This window comes from Acidaminococcus sp., from assembly GCA_022482815.1.
Classification (GTDB): Bacteria; Bacillota; Negativicutes; order Acidaminococcales; family Acidaminococcaceae; genus Acidaminococcus.
This window is the reverse complement of sequence record JAKVOM010000001.1, coordinates 1,822,809-1,840,846: the sequence shown is the minus strand read 5'-3', so window position 1 is coordinate 1,840,846 and position 18,038 is coordinate 1,822,809. Positions and strand designations below refer to the sequence as shown.

Sequence of the window (18,038 nt, the reverse complement as noted above, 5' to 3'; positions counted from 1 at the left end):
CTATTTTTGTATTATCTCGGGTTCCTAAGCCAACCTTCCTTGTATATGCGCCCATCTTCTGTGCCGTCCATAAAAAGAAAATAAAAAAGAGGTGTGGAATTGGGGCGAAGTGTGATAATAATTACTTTTCACGTACCTGGGGATATCGGGATATCGTGCTTCAGGGTCCATTGGGAACAATTAAAAAACAGGTGTGGAATTGGGGTGAAGTGTGGTAAAAGTTACTTTTTGCGTGCCTGGGTTTATTGGGATATCGTGCTTCAGAATCTATCGGAAATAAATACGCCGCCGTGGGCGGCAGGATGAGACTGCCTCCGACAACGGCGGTGAGTTTGATTCAATATAAAGGAAAAACGGATGCGAACTGCACTATTTTTTGTTTTTACAGCCAGATTCTTACGGCGCAGTAGACGAGCATGGCGGCAAGGACGCAGGAAATGGCTTTTTCATGGTTGGCAAAAAAGCGGTCAAGGAAAGAGCCGCCAAAGGCCCAGGTAAAGTTGGCTGCCGAACAGAAGAGGTACATGCAGAGGCCGATAAGCCAGCTCGCAAGCGGGCCATACCCTGCTTCCAAAATAAAGGAAGTGTAGCCAATGAAGAAGATCAGGGCCACTTTGACATTGGTCAGATTGAGCAGCATGCCGGAGAAAAAGAGTCTCCCCTTCGCATCCGGCGTCAGCTGGGTCGCTTTATGCTTCGTCTTGAATAATTTATACGTCAGAAAGAGCATGTACGCGGAGCCGATTGCTTTAAGCGGTACCTCAATATGGGGCATAATCGCCATGAGAGACCGGATAAACAAAAAGGTCAGCGTGCAGACGGTAAAAAGGCTCAGATGAAGCCCTGCCAGAAACGGCACAGTATTTCTAAAGCCCAGTTTGCGGCTTAAGGCCATGGACATCAGGTTATTGGGACCCGGTGTAAAAGACATGGCAAAACAAAAAGACAGGTAAGCGAAAAAATCCACAACGACACCCCCAAGCGCAAAGGAAACAAGGATCCGGGCAGAAATCCCTGAAAAACAGCTTCCTTCCTAAAAAAGTTATTTCAGAATATTCTATCGGTTAAGATAAGCTTCGTCAATTTATTGGGGTAAGGAGCGGGTGTGGTGTATGTGGAGTGTTAGTTTTGGAGCAAAAAGAGTGGGGAAAGCTGTGGCGCTGTGGAAAGGCACCTGCCTCTCCCTGGTGCTCGGCTGGCCTCGCACGCATTTCGAGGCAGAGCTCTTTATAGGGACGTTTCAGCTGTTCTCTGAAGAATCCAGGCGCATGGACTTTGTCGAACTGGTCTGCGACCACTCGACGTACCTCTTTTTGTACGACTTCCTGGCCTCAGCCCAGTTCTTCGCGTCCCTGCACCTGTCTTGCTTCAGAGTCCATCAGAAACAAGTAAAAAAGAGGTGTAAAGAATAACTATAGTGATGAAATATTTTGGTCATAGCATTATGATACAAAAGGTTTGAAAAAATAAATATTAAGGGTCGTCGAGTAGACGGGTCGAGTTGCCTCGCCCGCCCCTCACAGAACCGTACGTGCGGTTTTCCCGCATACGGCTCTTAGAATAATCTTTCAGCACCATATCTGCACTCTTGCACTCGGTGCCTTAATTTCTGTGTCGCAATTTCCATTATGGTAACCTCTTTGTGTTACCTTCTGTTTTGAGACAGAAATCGATTATTCTTTGCCCCCTTCGCTCCGCCTACTTTCATAGGCTTCATCACTACTATGAGGCAATCCGACTACTGACCCAGCTTTTGCCAACCTCCGTACAGTTAAGTATTTAAGTCAGCATACCACTGTCCCTTGGACTGAGTCAGTTCTCCCAGGTACATGAATAGTGTTTGTGTACTCGCCGTGCACTTGGACCCCGATGGAACTCTGTACAGTTCTCGCCGCAGTTTTCTGCTAACGAACTGTACGCTTCTGCCTGCGACCGATGATAGGGTATCGGCTTCCATATTACGGTTAACGAGGCTGATTCTGCTTTACGCCTTGCTCATCGCATTTGGCATTACGGCTCTCACACTCCCTGTCTACGCTTCATGCTCACCTCACGGCTCTGCATGCAAGACTCGGTACCAGCTGCTTGCTAGGCTTTACTGGATTCGGACTTTCACCGAACTATACTATTCACGCCGAACTGGCGCACGTCGAGTAGACGGGTCGAGTTGCCTCGCCCGCCCCTCACAGAACCGTACGTGCGGTTTTCCCGCATACGGCTCTTAGAATAATCTTTCAGCACCATATCTGCACTCTTGCACTCGGTGCCTTAATTTCTGTGTCGCAATTTCCATTATGGTAACCTCTTTGTGTTACCTTCTGTTTTGAGACAGAAATCGATTATTCTTTGCCCCCTTCGCTCCGCCTACTTTCATAGGTTTCATCACTACTATGAGGCAATCCGACTACTGACTCAGCTTTTGCCAACCTCCGTACAGTTAAGTATTTAAGTCAGCATACCACTGTCCCTTGGACTGAGTCAGTTCTCCCAGGTACATGAATAGTGTTTGTGTACTCGCCGTGCACTTGGACCCCGATGGAACTCTGTGCAGTTCTCGCCGCAGTTTCCTGCTAACGAACTGTACGCTTCTGCCTGCGACCGGTGATAAGGTATCGGCTTCCATATTACGGTTAACGAGGCTGATTCTGCTTTACGCCTTGCTCATCGCATTTGGCATTACGGCTCTCACACTCCCTGTCTACGCTTCATGCTCACCTCACGGCTCTGCATGCAAGACTCGGTACCAGCTGCTTGCTAGACTTTACTGGATTCGGACTTTCACCGAACTATACTATTCACGCCGAACTGGCGCACGTCACCCACCGCAAGCGGTTCTCCTTTCGACGCTGCAATGCAGCGTGAAAGAAGACCCCGTAGCCAAACCTCCTGACGTCGGTTTGCCTTAAAAATAAAAAATCACTGCAGTATATTCTTTAGGGACCTTCCTCGACGTCGCTGCGCGACATTGAGGAAGGGGGCCCGCTTGCGGGGGATGATGACCATCTTATTATTTTTTTACTAAATTTTTAGTCTTTCTCTGGTTATAAAAGTATTATAGGTACGATTACGAATCGTCCTAATTTGACTACTTTCAGAAGTGCTGCTTTTTTACACTTCGTATTTACCCTTACTTGTTATCTAACTGAATATCCACCGCGGTCGTGTGCGCGATTGCCAAGTCAATCGACGCCAATAATAAAAAAACGCGGCCTTCGGCCGAATAGGAAGCTCACGCAGCTCCTTCTCGTCGCTGCTTCTGAGAAACTTCGCGGCGTGGGGAGCCACTGACTCAATGAAATATCTCCAGATTCACGCAGATATGTCCGTTCTCTCTAGGAGACAAGGCGCCGGTTTACCGGGCGTAAGCCCAGTCCTTGTCGACTACGAGAGAACGGCATAGATGTGCGAAGATGGGATGTTGAATGGGTCAGTGGCTCCCCTCACTCCCGCGGCGCTGCGCTTGCGGATTGTTGGCGCTCAGTTCCGGTTCCCCTTCTTCCTCGCTGCGCTCGAAGAAGGCACGGATATAGTCGCTAAAGCTCCGCTTTAGCAAAATATAAAAAATATAAAAAATATAAAGACGCTATCCCTCCACCGCAAGCGAGCTGATGCAGTTATTTTGTTTGCTTCCACGGGTGGGCGGCGGAATTCGGAAGGCGACAAAAAGGCTGTGAAACAATGATCGCTCATCGTTTCACAGCCTTTTCTTTACTGCTTATTTCCGAAGTACTTCACGAGTTCCGTTACGGTTGCAGCGGAAACGGGAAGGACGTCTTCGTTGAAGTCGAATTCGCTCGTATGGTGGCCGGAAGCTTCCTCCGTTCCATAGAGCATATATACGGCTTTGCCGCCGTGATCCTGTACGCGGGACATAAAGTAGGAGCAGTCTTCACTGCCGCCCACACTCTGGCTCTTTTGTACGTGATCGTAATAACCGAGTTTCGATACAAAATTGTAGATTTCTTCGCCCATATCAGGAGAAGAGTTGCCGGAAGCGGCACTGCCCATTTCCTTCATTTCCACTTCGACGCCGTACATGTCAGCAGCAGCTCTCACCATGCGCTTGGCCTCCGTAGACATATATTCGTTGATAGCCGTCGTCGCGCCGCGCGTTTCAAATTTAATCAAGGCATTGTCCGGAATGACGTTGCGGCCCGTACCGGCGTGAAGGACGCCGACGTTGATGCGGGAAGGGCCGCCGCTGTGACGGGAAATCGTATGCATCGCAATGGAAGCCTGTGCAGCTGCGAGCAGCGCGTTTCTGCCTTTTTCCGGGTTGGCACCGGCATGGGCCGGCAGACCCGTAAATTTCGCATCGATTTTCGTCGTAGCGAGAAAGCCCTGGGTCATGCAGACGAATGTGCTGTTCGTGCCGGAGCCGAGACCGATGTGGCCGCTCAGAAAATAATCGACGTCGTCGACAACGCCGCTTTCTGCCATGCATCTGGCACCCATGACGCCTTCTTCGCCGGGCTGGAAGCAGAGCTTCACCGTACCGGCCATTTCATCTTTGTGGGCGGCAATCAGACGGGCCACGCCCAGACCGATGGTCGTATGGCCGTCGTGGCCGCAGGCATGCATCAGGCCCTCATGCTGCGAAGCAAATCCCTCTTTTGTAGGACGATGGGCGTCCGTCGGATTTTCATCGACGAGCAGGCAGTCCATATCGAAACGCAGGCCGACTGTTTTGCCCGGTTTCTTAAAATGCATGATTCCGACAACACCGGTAAAACCGCCTTCCATTTTGGCGACAAGTGCCGGATCGGCGCCTTCAGAGAGGGCGCGCTCTTTACATTTTTCAATCTCCTCTTCGGAAGGAACGCCCATGCGGGCTTCCGGTTTCATGCATTCTCTGCCAATGAGCACTTCATACCCAAGTTTCTTGAGTTCCGTCGCCACAATAGAGGCGGTGCGGAATTCCGTCCAGGCAAGTTCCGGATGGGCATGCAGATCTCTTCTCCTTGCAATCATTTCATCTTTCATAGATAAAGCTTCATCAAGCAGCGTCATCAAAAATACCCCCTTGTTATTTTTGATTGGTATTTGTAGTCCGGGCAACCTTTACTTCAAATGTGCGGCGCCACGGGAAAGTATACTGGTATTTATCGACGGTCGTCTTGCCGAGTAAAGGAGCTGCCGTCTCTTTCAGGCTTTTCGTCACATAGGTTTCTGCCGACTTCGTGTTTTCTGTCGTCATGGCCCCCGCATTTTCCCAGCCTTTCTGGAAGGTCAGGTTGTAACGCACATCCTGACGGGCATGTGCCTGGTAGGCCCAATCATCAAGGTACCGCGTATCGAGCATCTCGCGGTGAGCTTCCGGAGACATCAAAGGCGCGGTCATGCCCTGCCCGATGGCGTAGCCCAGCGTATTGCCGCAGGTGTTCCAGCCGGCGTAAGCACCGAGGTCGTATGCAAGGGTCGTACCATCCGGCAGTTTGCGGTCAAAGAGGCCCTTCACGAGGGCGTCGCTGCTGCCGTTTGTAAAGGCAACATCGGCTACGCTGACATTGCGGCCCGCTTTGACGTCGTCTTCAATCCGGTCAAGGAAACGCGTTTCTTCCGGCTTCAAGACCGACGTATTAAACGCCGTATCGGCTCCGCGCGTGACGCCGTCCACCGGCGTATGCACAGCAAGCACCACATCGGCACGCTTTTTAAGCAGTGCTGGATAGCCGCCGGCAGCGAGCACGTGTTCCCGCACATTCTGTCCGACGGAAATATCTTCAAGAGAGCTTACGGTGTCACTCCCCACACCTTCCGTATAGAACGGATAGACAATCGGAGTCGTGCCGCGGCTCTTATTGAGGGCCCGGTTGAGCAGTGTCATGCCGAGTTCATCGGCGCCGGGGAAAGACCGGATCTTGTAGCCCATATCGCCGATGCGTTCCGTAATGGCGCGGGCATCGCGGTGCGCTTCCGAGTAAGGTGCGGAATCGTCGCGGCCAATCAGGAGATAGTCCATTTTGCCGGATTTCACGGCATCCACACAAGCAAGAATGATGCGGCGGTTCTTATCGCGGCGGGCAAGCAAATCCTGCTGCACGTCCTGGGGAATCTCTGCTTCAAGAGCCGCAAGCTGCTTCTTTTCCTTTTTAGACAAAAGGCCTAATTCACTGCGGTCCCGCAGGGCACCCCACTCAAAGAGCTTCGGGCTCCACTGCGCAAAGTAAGCAGGCTCTTCCGGCGCTCTGCTGTATTTGGGAGAACGCATGATAGTCACAAACCCATAGAGCGGTACGCCGGGATGGCGCTGCCGGAAAGTCAGCACCGAATCAAGACGCTTCTGCAGCTCCGCTTCGGAAAATTCATGAGTACGGGACGTCGTGAGGCCTCCATAAATCAGGGAATCCAGAGAGACCACGGCGCCGTCCATGCCCGATGCGTTCTTTTCGAGGAACGTCTGGAGCGCCGGGGCATCACCCCGTGATGCTTTAGAAGCAAGCAGGGACTCGTCCGGCGTCACAATCTCGCAGCCTGCGTCACGGAACGTATCTATGATATAGTCCCGGGTGACAGGCCGGTTGTCGAGCGGGATAAAGACGAAGCGCTCTGCCGAAGCAAAGGACGGCAGGAGGGCGGTACCCAGCGCCGCCAGTACCGTAATGAATTTTAATTTACGATGCAGTGAAAATTTCAAAATCTCACCCCTCATGAATCGTATGTCTTAATTTTTCACAAAAATACAATAATTGGATAAAATCATTATAGCACAGATAAGGGGATAAGATTAGCATCGCTTTGGGTATGGGAGTGCTAAGAGGGGTATAACGCTGTGGCGCTTCGCGCAAAAAGAAAGCTGTACCGTTGTGGCCGACTTCATCGGCGGGGAAAAGAAGCTATCCCTCCATCGCAAAAATAAACAAAACCGCGGCCTTCGGCCGAATAGGAAGCTCACGCAGCTCCTTTTCGTCGCTGCTTCTGAGAAACTTCGCGACGTGGGGAGCCACTGACTCAATGAAATATCTCCAGATTCACGCAGATATGTCCGTTCTCTCCAGGAGACAAGGCGCCGGTTTACCGGGCGTAAGCCCAGTCCTTGTCGACAACGAGAGAACGGCATAGATGTGCGAAGATGGGATGTTGAATGGGTCAGTGGCTCCCCTAACTCCCGCGGCGCTGCGCTTGCGGATCGTTGGCGCTCAGTTCCGACTTCCTGGCCTCAGCCCAGTTCTTCGCGTCCCTGCACCTGTCTTGCTTCAGAGTCCATCAGAAACAATTAAAAAAGAGGTGTGAAATCGATAGTATAAGTTTTTAGTGGAACGTAAATTTTGATTTTATGAAGAAAAGCTATCCCTCCACCGCAAGCGGTTCTCCTTTCGAAGCCGCGGAGCGGCTTGAAAGGAGGTCCTCCGTAGCCAAACCTCCTGACGTCGGTTTGCCTTAAAAATATAAAAAGATTGCTGCGGTATATTCTTTAGGGACCTTGTATCATATGTATTGGGACTTTACCCCTCTTCTGGGGGAAAGTGCTACACTGTAAAAGATGCTGTGGATTGGTTTTGGGACCTACCGATTAACGGTTTGAAGAAGACTCCAACCACAGCTCTTTGCAGCGATGTTAATAAGTTAGATACCGCCAGACGGTTTATATAGAACAAGGATACATGGCAGAGAGTCTGTGGTTTCAGCATCATATTTTTTAGGAGGTTTTATATTATGATCTACGTTGGAATTGATGTGTCCAAAGACAAACATGACTGCTGCATCCTTGACCCAGAGCATAAGTCCAGGTACAAGCAATTTACTATTACCAATGATTGGGAGGGCTTTGACTTTCTGCTGAAGCAGATATGCTCTTACAAACAACCGGCAGAAAACATAAAAGTAGGGCTTGAAGCCACCGGACCTTACAGCGAGAATATCACCAGATTCCTGCTGAATAACGGGCTACCAACTTATGTCTTCAATCCCATGTTGACAGATCAATACAAAAAGAGTCATAGCCTTCGCAAAACTAAAACCGATCGCATTGATGCTCATTTCATAGCCTGTATGTTCATGTCCGATTTGGATCTCAAACCCTACGTTCCTAAAGAATACCACAATGAACGTCTCATGTCACTTACCAGATCTCGGTTCAGAATGGTTCAGGCAAGAACAAAGATTAAACAAGACGTGGATCGGCTTGTGGTTCTCAACTTCCCTGAACTAGGAAAATATATGAACCTGAATTCTGCTACTGCTCACGCTATATTCATGGAATATCCTACTCCCGAGGAGCTGGCAAACGCCAACTTGAAACACTTGAAAAACATTATTCACAAGGCATCCAGAGGCAGCTTAAATGAGGATTTGGCTGAACAAATTCGTGACGAAGCAAAAAAATCTATCGGTAAACACAACAATCTGGGCAATGAACATGAATTGCGGGCGAACATCCGGATTCTTGAGGACTATGATGAAGAAATTCGCAAAATCGAGGCTGAGGAAAAGGAGCTGCTGAGCGAGCATCCGGAACCTTTGCTTACAATTCCTGGGATTGGTGCCGTCACAGGAGCTGCAATTTTAGCGGAAGTCGGGGATTTTTCCAGGTTCTCTTCTCCCGACAAAGTTCTAGCCTATGCCGGGCTTGCACCGTCCAGGAACCAGTCAGGACGTCGAAGTGGGATAGGTCGAAGCGCCCACATGGAGAAAAGAGGGTCACGTTATCTACGATTTGCGCTCTTTAACGCAGCGATATTCGTCTGCCGGTACGAACCAGCCTACAAGGAATATTTAGCTAAGAAACTAAACGAAGGCAAGCATTACTACATAGCAATCTCTCATGCAGTTAAAAAATTGGTACGGTTAATTTATGCACTTCAGACAACAGGAAATACATACAAAACATCTGCTCAATTAATGCTTCAAAAGCAGATAAACACTAGCTCCGATTCACAGAAATTTGCACTTGACATATGATAGTTAGTCTTCCTCGACGTCGCTGCGCGACATTGAGGAAGGGGGCCCGCTTGCGGGGGATGATGACCATCTTATTATTTTTTTACTAAATTTTTAGTCTTTCTCTGGTTATAAAAGTACTAATGGATATTCCAGCAGCTACATTGCCCTCTTGGTCGCGTGCTTTTCGCGACTAAGAGGGAGGAACCACAGGAATGATTGATGCAATCAATCATTCCGTCCGTGGTGGGTATTCAGTCAGAACGCAGGAATTGGTAAGATCACGGATCTTCCTCATTTAATTGAGTCAAATCTTTGATTTGACCACCTTCAGGAGTGCTGCTGTTTTAAGTCTTTTTAATTTACCCTTACTTGTTATCTAACTGAATATCCACCGCGGTCGTGTGCGCGATTGCCAAGTCAATCGACGTCAATAATAAAAAAACGCGGCCTTCGGCCGAATAGGAAGCTCACGCAGCTCCTTCTCGTCGCTGCTTCTGAGAAACTTCGCGGCGTGGGGAGCCACTGACTCAATGAAATATCTCCAGATTCACGCAGATATGTCCGTTCTCTCTAGGAGACAAGGCGCCGGTTTACCGGGCGTAAGCCCAGTCCTTGTCGACAACGAGAGAACGGCATAGATGTGCGAAGATGGGATGTTGAATGGGTCAGTGGCTCCCCTCACTCCCGCGGCGCTGCGCTTGCGGATCGTTGGCGCTCAGTTCCGGTTCCCCTTCTTCCTCGCTGCGCTCGAAGAAGGCACGGATATAGTCGCTAAAGCTCCGCTTTAGCAAAATATAAAAAAAGAATATAAAGAAGCTTTTCCTCCATAAATAAAGAAAAACAAAACAGGAACTGTGGGAAATACTATCCTGTATCTTCACAGTTCCTGTTTTTTTATTGTTTCATTCCGGCCGGGAGGCCGTACCGTGCTGCCGCAGGCGAAGCTATCTGCTGCAGCTATCTGCTAACTGCCTTAAGCTTTACCCGACATGCTGCCTGCACGGGTGTACTACCCACTGGCCACCAGCCCCTAACCTCTGCCCGTTTTACGGGCGCTTTTACTTCACATTAAAATGGAAGTTCAGTTCGTCGTAGGGGCTCTTTTCCATCTTCCGCTTGTACACGGCTTCTACGGTATAGGTGCCGGGTTTATCAAAGGCGAAGAACATGATTGTCTGTCCCGGCGTGCCGCCGCGGCTCGTCTTGTTCTCCATAGGCAGATAGAAGGAATGACCGAGGTTCTTGAACCCGGGGGCCGCGCTGCGGTCGGTCAGAACCCAGTCAAGGCCGGTTGCCGGGTTGGAATCGAGGAACAGGGCCACAAGTTCCCCTGCTTTGAGTTCCAGGGTTTTATCCTTAGATTCTTTCGTCAGTTTATAGCTTGTCAGGAGACGTGCGCCTTCTGCGACGTTGATCATGGGCGCAATCTGGTTATAAGGCACTACGGTGTCAAAAGGGCCGTCTGCCGTATTTTGGATACGAATACCGTTTTCCGCGAAGATAAATTTCTTGGTACCAACATAGTGCAGATATTCATCCGACTTGACGTAGAGCAGGTCTTCCGGTTTGAGTTCCGCGCCGGCAGCTACATCTACATTGACGCCGTCGTAGAGGGTCTGGTTTCCGGCAGCCTTAAGAAGCACACTGAAAAGCGTCGGACGGTTCACGGTAATTTCGTAAGAAACGGTCGGGGATCCGCCTGCCTTTTTGGCAAGTGCCTCTGCCCTGTCTTTTAAAAGGGAATTGACGTTTGTCTGCAGGTACGCTTCCTTGAGCCCGTCAGCATAAGGAATCACACCTGTGGCTTTGCCGCTCTTAAAATTCTCCTGCAGAATGGTCGTATGTCCAAAAGCAAAGGCCTGTCCTGCCACACCGATTAACGCTGCCAGGGTAAGCCCCATCATCCATTTTTTCATCATCGCCTGATAACCTCCTACTTGTAGGTATAGGGAGTGCGAAAGGGAGAAAGCACCGACGCGTCTTTTACAAACGCGGCATCGGAATCCCAGGAAATTTTGCTCCCGGCGGCTATTATACCATGGATTTGTGACTTTTTCCCGACATTTATGCGTCCTGAAGCAAGAATCAGCACGTGGTCCAGATTGACCTCCGGTTCGATGGTCACGTCGCCGCGGCAAAAGATCCAAAAAAGACCTTTCGCCGTAAATCCCCTGCCGATGGTAAGCCCTTCCGGACAAAAGAGGACGGCACGGCCCTCCCAGGGATAGTGCGGTGACAGGGAGACGAGTTTATCTTCTCCCTGATACAGATGGCCCCTGAGCGGAGAGTCGGGCCAGTCAATCTGAGGCAGCGTAATAGTGCCTTCCTTCAGGTCGGAAAAAAGGCGGAAAAATTCATCCGGCAGCGGCACATTTTCCGTGCAGCCTTCATAGCACGCAGCATGACGGCCGCCCGGAGGATCGATTTCGTAACGAACAGCAAATTTTGGGGTCCGCAGACCGCCTTCCCAAAGTGTAACCCGTTCGAACCGGTAGAGTCCTTTGGGATGATATTCTGCGGTCACCTGAAGAAAAACCGGTGCCTTATCCGTATGGAACGTGACTTCCGGCAGCGTCAGCACCTGACTTTTCTTAAGCAGCGGTGCTTCTTCCCTCGCCCGGCAAAAGCTGCGCAGGAGCGCCATCCGCTGCTGCGAGCGAAAAACGAGCTGCTCGTTTTTGACAAAACTTAAGAGCACACGCTGCCCGGCAAAAAGCAGCTGACAGCCCAGGACGAGCATCATCAGCATAAGAAAAGTAATGGTACCGCGGGACTTTCCCTTACCAGACCGCATAGGGAAACACCTCCCGGAAATGGTACGTCTTCCCCGATTTTATATGAATCAGATCCATTTCCCACTGCACGCGCTCCTGCGGCAGTGTTGTGACGATGAGATTGTTAGCACCGATCTGCGGCGGCAAAAGCGGATTGACGCCCGGGTCCCCGCCTTCCTGCTTTACACTGACATAAAGGGTCGGATAATCCCTGTCCTGCAGCTGCCCAAGGTAAAAGGCCGTGCGCTTTGACGAATAGGCGGAAGAGCCTGTGATGAGACTATCCCTGCCTTTCTTTTCAACACGGATTTTATGGCACCGAAAATAAAAATAGGAGCCAAGGCGCGACTTCAGGTCACGGGAGACCTGCCGCATTTCCATTTCCCGCATGACCGCATTCCAGACAGCAGTACCCTGGCAGAAACCCTGTAAAGCGGCGCCACCGACGATAAAAAGCAGAAAGATGCCCAGAAATCCTTCAAGCAGGATAAAACCTTTATCTTTTTTCATAAAGAACCAGATTCCCGACATATTTTCCCGCTTCATCGTAGGCCCTGATTTCCCGGCAGACCAGATGATCCAGGCCGGGCACGGCCGTTTCCGTGACTTCGGCCCGCAGGTGCCCTTCGGATAAAGGCTGGCCCCATGCGGCTTCCTGCAGAAACTTTGCTGCCTTCCGCGACTCGTCCTGACTTTGCAGCAGAATAAACGCTTCTTTTTCCCCAAAAGCCATCCCCAGAAATGAAGCCGCCACAACAAGACTTGTAAAAAGGGCATCGAGCAGCAAGAAGCCGGAAGAACGAGAGTACCGGTCATTCTTCATAGACGAGACGCCCCCTCACCGGTTCCAGGTAATAGACGCGGGTCGGCAGATTTTCTTTCATACTCTCTATGCTGAAGCGCGTGTCCTGCTTTACGTTGCCCGTATGGGTAAAGCGAATGACGCGCCCGTTAGCGGTGAAATCACCCAGACCACATTCGGAAAAATCAAAGCACCGCACCGGTTTCTCTACTTCGTGCGTCTCCACCGTACGTCCGGTAAATTCGACGCTGTAAATGGCCGCGCACTCAAGCATGGCCTGCTCCTGCGCTGTAAGCACTACATCCGACGCGCCAAGACAGGCAAGGTTCCGGCGCATTTCGGCAAGCCGCTGCCGGAGCACCGGATAAAAAGAAATCCCGAAGGCAAACAGTGTTTCCAAAAGCAGCATCCAGAGCAAGACTTCCGCGAGGATAAACCCGCCTTTTCTGCGATAAGTTGCCCGCTCATCCATTCGTCTTTGTTTCTGTTTTGCTGCCGCCATTACCCAGGGAATCACTTGTCACTTTTGTACCATCGCTTAATTCACCTACATAGGTCTGGTGGCCATTTATCACCTTGCCATTTTCAATTTTGCCGTAATTCTTAGCAGGTACATACTTGCCATCGATCAAAACCTGGTACGACGCAGGGGATTCACCACGCTCGATTTCATAAAGACGGGCGCCGCTGTCGAGGGTTGTAAGGTCCATGACGAGCTGGGAATCATGGGATTTATTCATGGCCGACTCGATTTTGGGAATGAGTGCAGCCGCCATGACGCCGATGATGGCGAGGACAATTAGAATTTCAAGCAGGGTAAAGCCTCGGTTTTTGCGGTATCTTTTTGCTTTATTTTGGGGTGCAGTCGGTGTCTTTTTGGTAGTTTGATTGTAGTTCATGTTTTTCTCCTTTTCATTATTACATTGTTCCGGGGGCGGCATCCATCAAGTGAAGCATGGGACTTAAGACCATGTAGACCATGAGAAGACAAATTCCGGCAAGTCCCAGAAGCAGTGCGGGTTCAAGCATCGTTTTGAGTGATTTCAGGCGGCTCTCGAAGTCCTCCCGGATGAGCTCTGAGACCTCCTTGAGGAGTACCGGCAGGGTGCCGCTCTCCTCGCCCATCGCTATAAATTCAGCCGTCAGATCACTGCACAAAGTCGGATTCTGACGCGCGGCACGGGCGAGCGTATCTCCCCGCATCACGGCCTGAGTCATCCGTTTGCCCGCTGCCTGAAGGCTTTTCGTGGGCATGATCTGCTCGACTTCCGCAAGAGCGTCATGAACGGGCAGCCCGCTGGAAAGCAGCATGGCAAGAAGGGACGTGAAACGAATTTCCCAGTACGTATGATAGAGCCGTTTCAACGGGCCGATGCAGATACATTTCCATCCTCGCTGCCTGATGCCTGCCGCAGCGGCTGCTGCTACTATGAGCAAAAAACTACAGCATACCAAAGGGCTTGCCTGAAACAGCGCAACTCCTTTCATCAGCCACTGGAGCGGCAAGGGAACGGGCAGATGGAGATTCCCGTAAAGGTCATAAAAGACGGGAAGAATGTTATGCACGAAGTACACCACAATCCCCGACCCGATAAAAAGTACGAGTACCGGATAAAGACAAGCTCCCATGAGGAACTTCCGGGCTTCACGCTTGTGATGGTAAGACGCGGCGAGCGATTCGAGAATGGGTACCATCTGGCCGCTTTTTTCACCAGCTGCCATAAGCCGGTAGGCCAGGTTGCCCACGGCTTCCTGATGGCGCTCCAGGCTTTGGGAAAGATCCATGCCCCGAGACAATTCCCCGGCCATCACCCGGCAAAGTGCTGCCATTTTTGCATTATGGCGGCCGCCCATAATGTGCAGCACTTTCAGAATCGGGATCTGGCTTTTAAGGAGAAGTCCCATCTGGCGAAAGAAGGTCTCCCGGTCCAGGTCCGTGAATTTACGGCTCTGCGTAAAAGGCACCGTATGGACACGCTGCAGCTGGTAAATCCTGTCATAGTCCTTCAGCAGCGCGACGCCCGCTTCCTTGCGGTCCTCGGCCATGAGGATGCCGCTTTCGGGAGGACTGCCGCGTTTGCCTGCTTTATACCGAAATTCCTGCGTAATGATTCCTCCTTTCTTTTCCTGATTTTATGGTCAGCATTTTGTCCCCGTTCCTATTGTGCAACAAAATAAAGGAAAAGTGGGGATTTCGGGTGTGAATGGACTTAAAATGGTTGCGAAGGGGTAAAGCACCTCAGATAATCTGGTGTTCGGCTGGCCTCACACGCATCTTATCTGAGAGCTTTTTCTAAGGAAACTTTTTCTGTCCGGCGCACAACAGGGAACCACTGATTCATTCGCAACTTCATCTGCATGTGTCTGTGCCAGTTACGCTGTGTCGACAACTCCTCGAGTTACACCCGGTAACCCTCCGGATTGTCTTCTTGCGTAGCTGACACATCCGCATGTATCTGAAGCCGTTCATTGAATCAATGGTTCCCTTGGGCGCATCTACTGTGTCAGGCTGACTTAGGAACCACTCGATATACTATTTTTGTATTATCTCGGGTCCCTAAGTCAGCCTTCTAGGAAGCCGATGACTAAATGAAATGTGCCAGATTTATGCAGATGTGCTGTATCTCTCTAGGCGGCAAGGCGATGATTTACCGGGCGTAAGTCAAGCCTTTGCCAACAACGAGAGGACAGCGCAGATGCATGAAGATGGTACGTTGAGTTAGTTATCGGTTTCCTGACACCTGCACCCATCTTTTGTGCCGTCCATAAAAAGAAAATAAAAAAGAGGTGTGGAAATTTAGTAAGGCAATTCTATATTCCGTTTTGTGCAAAATGCCAGGTAAGGGTTAAAAGAATATTAAGGGTCATCACCCACCGCTTTCCGGAAGGCCCGATACCATCGGGCCTTCCTGCGGTTCCCCCTCTTCAATGTCGCGCAGCGACGTCGAAGAGGGTCTCTATTGCACCGATTGGGGTGTTGCTTTGGATTTTACAGCGTCTTCGTCGAACCAATTCCTGTTATCTGACTGAACACCCACCGCAAGCGGTTCTCCTAAACTTACTTTCCTCCCCCACTTCGTGGCCCGCCCTCCTTTCTAAAGAACGGAAAAGAAGCTATCCTCCACCGCATTTGTCAGCGCTTCCTACCGTCAGTGCTGACTGCGGTTCTCCTCCTTTCGAAGCCGCATGGCGGCTTGAAAGGAGGTCTCGACGGGGCTAGTACCCTGATTGGAAGTTTCGTTTAACTGCTCGGCTCGACGCTTTCATCCTTACTTTTTTGTAACTATTGCACAAAATAGTGCGTACTTCCATAAAAATCCTGAACCCTGTAAACTAAAACCGTGCTGAAAAGCAACATTCACAAAAGATTGCGCTAAGGAGGCAATACAAATGCAAAAAGATATAGGATCTGTGATGGGATTATACCCGATGCCGGTAACGATTGTCGGCACGGTATTGGAAAACGGGCAGGTAAATTTTCTTCCGATTGCCCATGTAGGTGTCGTAGAACATCATCATCTTCTAATCAGCATGGATAAGAGTCACAAGCTCGATGACGCGGCCGTCCAGAAAAACGGAGTTGTTTCTGTCAGCCTCGTCAACATGCCGATGCTGAAGGCAGCGGACTACTGCGGTATCGTCAAGGCACAAAATACTTCTAAATCCGATGTCTTTGCCTGGCACATGGATGACCTGGAGAAGGCTCCTGTCGTAGAACAGGCACCGGTCTGCATGACCTGCCGCGTGATGCAGATGGTGGAAGTCGGCAATTTCCACAACTACATTCTTGAACCGGTTCACACGTACGTCCAGGAAGAATTCGTGAATGAACGCGGAAAAATTGATTACGAAAAAATCTCTCCGATTCTGTTTGAGTTCCAGAACTCACAGTATTTGTCCACGGGAAAAGTCGCTGCCAAATGCTGGAACTACGGGAGAGATTTCAAGGCCTGACCACGACCCTGATATCCGAGGTGTGAAAAGCGATGAAAGAGACAATGTATCATTGCCCGGTAGAAGCAACGTTAAGTCTGATTGTTGGCAAGTATAAACCGGTAATTCTCTATCATCTGATAGGCAGGAAACTGCGTTTTTCCGAATTGCAGCGAATGATTCCGCAGGCGACGCAGAAAATGCTGACCCAGCAATTACGGGAACTGGAAGCGGACGGACTGATCCATCGCAAGGTCTACCCTGTCGTGCCGCCCAAAACAGAGTATTCCCTGACTGAATACGGGGCGTCCCTGGAGCCGGTTCTGAATGCGATGTGCGAGTGGGGAAATCAGCATATGGCGGATAGGATTTTGCCGGCGGAAGATATGGCTTGTAAAAAATAGAATTACGATAAGAAAAGCACCTGGCCCAATAGAGTCACCGACATGTCTCGGACATCTGTTGGGCCAGAGTTTTTAAAAAGAATGTTTTATCTGTCATCAGCACAGTCCACCTGAACCAAATAAATCCGCCTTCGGCAGAGTGGGTCGTCACCCACCGCTTTCCGGAAGGTCCGATGTCATCGGGCCTTCCTGCGGTTCCCCCTCTTCAATGTCGCGAAGCGACGTCGAAGAGGGTCTCTGCAATTTTGCCTCCATGTGCGACCGCGATAATGGATTCAATTGTTACAAAATTTTTCTTGTTTTCTTCTTTTTGAAAAAATAATGTCTTTTTTCTTGACAAAATGTCTTTAGTTTATTAACATATGATGCATACTGTTTCAGTATGATTTAATAAAGTAAAGGGGACGAGTTTTATGAAACAAAAACGCATTGCATTGATTCTGGCTGGTTTATTGGGATTATCCCTGCTTGCTGCCGGGTGCGGCGGCGAAAAAAAGGCAGACAACGCCAAACCTGCCGCAAAAACGATTAAGATTGGAGCTACGGCCGGTCCGCATGCCGATGTAGTCCATGCCGTAGCCGACGAAGCCAAGAAACAAGGGCTCAACGTCGAAGTCGTTGAATTCTCCGATTACATCACTCCGGATAAGGCATTGGCTGATGGTGATATCGATTTGAACAGCTATCAGCATGCTCCCTTCCTGGCCAACTTCTGCAAACAAAATAATGCCAAACTCGTCCCGATTGGCAATACAATTTTGATGCGAATGGGTATTTACAGTGATAAGATCCACGACCTGAAAGATATTCCTGATGGTGCTACCGTCGCCATCCCGAATGATCCGACGAACGGCGGACGTGGTCTGGTGCTCCTTGAAAAAGCAGGCATCATCAAACTGAAGGATGGCGTAGGCTTCAAGGCCACCACGGCTGATGTGGCCGAAAATCCGAAGCACCTGGTCTTCAAAGAACTAGAAGCCGCTCAGCTGCCGCGCAGCCTTTCCGATGTTGACCTTGCCGTCATTACCATGAACTACGTCATGAGTTCCGGTATGGACGTCAAGAAGCAGGGTCTCTTCTGGGAAAAGGATGACGAACCGCTGGCCGTCATGGTTCTTGCCGCTCGTGAAAAAGACAAGGACAACGCGGACTATAAGAAGATTGCCGAACTGTTCCATTCCGATGCGGTAAAGAAGTTTATTGAAGAAAAATTCAAAGGGACGATTGTTCCGGCGAAGTAAG

The 18,038-nt window shown here is 50.2% G+C and carries 15 protein-coding genes; 5 read left to right on the top strand and 10 right to left on the bottom strand.

The window, feature by feature from the left end; genetic code table 11:
- Window positions 1-382 precede the first annotated feature (382 nt).
- Window positions 383-967: a LysE family transporter gene (locus LKE33_08015; protein ID MCH3950860.1), complete on the bottom strand. Its 585-nt coding sequence runs from the start codon at window positions 965-967 to the stop codon at window positions 383-385.
- Between the two features lie 145 nt (window positions 968-1,112).
- Between LKE33_08015 and LKE33_08010 the strand changes: the two genes are divergently transcribed.
- Window positions 1,113-1,412: a hypothetical protein gene (locus tag LKE33_08010; protein ID MCH3950859.1), complete on the top strand. Its 300-nt coding sequence runs from the start codon at window positions 1,113-1,115 to the stop codon at window positions 1,410-1,412.
- 2,296 nt (window positions 1,413-3,708) lie between these two features.
- Here LKE33_08010 and LKE33_08005 read toward each other — a convergent pair.
- Window positions 3,709-5,010 carry an amidohydrolase gene (locus LKE33_08005; GenBank protein MCH3950858.1) on the bottom strand — a complete coding sequence of 434 codons (1,302 nt, stop codon included), beginning with the start codon at window positions 5,008-5,010 and terminating at the stop codon, window positions 3,709-3,711.
- Between the two features lie 16 nt (window positions 5,011-5,026).
- Window positions 5,027-6,637, bottom strand: a complete 1,611-nt coding sequence (locus LKE33_08000; GenBank protein ID MCH3950857.1) for a DUF4127 family protein — start codon at window positions 6,635-6,637, stop codon at window positions 5,027-5,029.
- A gap of 1,019 nt (window positions 6,638-7,656) precedes the next feature.
- Here LKE33_08000 and LKE33_07995 point away from each other — a divergent pair.
- Window positions 7,657-8,901: an IS110 family transposase gene (locus tag LKE33_07995; protein MCH3950856.1), complete on the top strand. Its 1,245-nt coding sequence runs from the start codon at window positions 7,657-7,659 to the stop codon at window positions 8,899-8,901.
- A 1,040-nt stretch (window positions 8,902-9,941) separates the two neighbouring features.
- On the opposite strand, the gene LKE33_07990 is transcribed toward LKE33_07995, so the two are convergent.
- The 7 genes from LKE33_07990 to LKE33_07960 are packed head-to-tail and all read right to left on the bottom strand — an operon-like array spanning window position 9,942 to window position 14,505.
- Window positions 9,942-10,802 (bottom strand): protease inhibitor I42 family protein, encoded by an 861-nt coding sequence (locus LKE33_07990; GenBank protein MCH3950855.1) that lies wholly within the window; start codon window positions 10,800-10,802, stop codon window positions 9,942-9,944.
- Window positions 10,803-10,816: 14 nt separating this feature from the next.
- A complete protein-coding gene (locus LKE33_07985) occupies window positions 10,817-11,677 on the bottom strand; it encodes a hypothetical protein (protein ID MCH3950854.1) in 861 nt (286 codons plus the stop codon).
- Complete coding sequence (locus tag LKE33_07980) at window positions 11,664-12,167, bottom strand: hypothetical protein (GenBank protein MCH3950853.1); 504 nt, start codon at window positions 12,165-12,167, stop codon at window positions 11,664-11,666. The genes LKE33_07985 and LKE33_07980 overlap by 14 nt, the downstream gene beginning before the upstream one ends.
- Window positions 12,154-12,480 carry a hypothetical protein gene (locus tag LKE33_07975; GenBank protein MCH3950852.1) on the bottom strand — a complete coding sequence of 109 codons (327 nt, stop codon included), beginning with the start codon at window positions 12,478-12,480 and terminating at the stop codon, window positions 12,154-12,156. The genes LKE33_07980 and LKE33_07975 overlap by 14 nt, the downstream gene beginning before the upstream one ends.
- Window positions 12,470-12,931, bottom strand: a complete 462-nt coding sequence (locus tag LKE33_07970; protein ID MCH3950851.1) for a hypothetical protein — start codon at window positions 12,929-12,931, stop codon at window positions 12,470-12,472. The genes LKE33_07975 and LKE33_07970 overlap by 11 nt, the downstream gene beginning before the upstream one ends.
- Window positions 12,924-13,358: a type II secretion system GspH family protein gene (locus tag LKE33_07965; protein ID MCH3950850.1), complete on the bottom strand. Its 435-nt coding sequence runs from the start codon at window positions 13,356-13,358 to the stop codon at window positions 12,924-12,926. Before LKE33_07965 ends, LKE33_07970 begins: the two co-directional genes overlap by 8 nt.
- Window positions 13,359-13,377: 19 nt before the next feature.
- Window positions 13,378-14,505, bottom strand: a complete 1,128-nt coding sequence (locus tag LKE33_07960) for a type II secretion system F family protein (GenBank protein MCH3950849.1) — start codon at window positions 14,503-14,505, stop codon at window positions 13,378-13,380.
- Between the two features lie 1,344 nt (window positions 14,506-15,849).
- Here LKE33_07960 and LKE33_07955 point away from each other — a divergent pair.
- From LKE33_07955 to LKE33_07945, 3 genes are all read left to right on the top strand, one after another.
- The gene (locus LKE33_07955) at window positions 15,850-16,413 is read left to right on the top strand and encodes a flavin reductase family protein (GenBank protein ID MCH3950848.1); all 564 of its coding nucleotides are present in this window, start codon (window positions 15,850-15,852) and stop codon (window positions 16,411-16,413) included.
- 32 nt (window positions 16,414-16,445) lie between these two features.
- Window positions 16,446-16,796, top strand: coding sequence for a helix-turn-helix transcriptional regulator (locus LKE33_07950; GenBank protein ID MCH3950847.1), 351 nt, complete (start codon window positions 16,446-16,448; stop codon window positions 16,794-16,796).
- A gap of 413 nt (window positions 16,797-17,209) precedes the next feature.
- Complete coding sequence (locus LKE33_07945; GenBank protein ID MCH3950846.1) at window positions 17,210-18,037, top strand: MetQ/NlpA family ABC transporter substrate-binding protein; 828 nt, start codon at window positions 17,210-17,212, stop codon at window positions 18,035-18,037.
- The last annotated feature ends 1 nt before the right edge of the window (window position 18,038 follow it).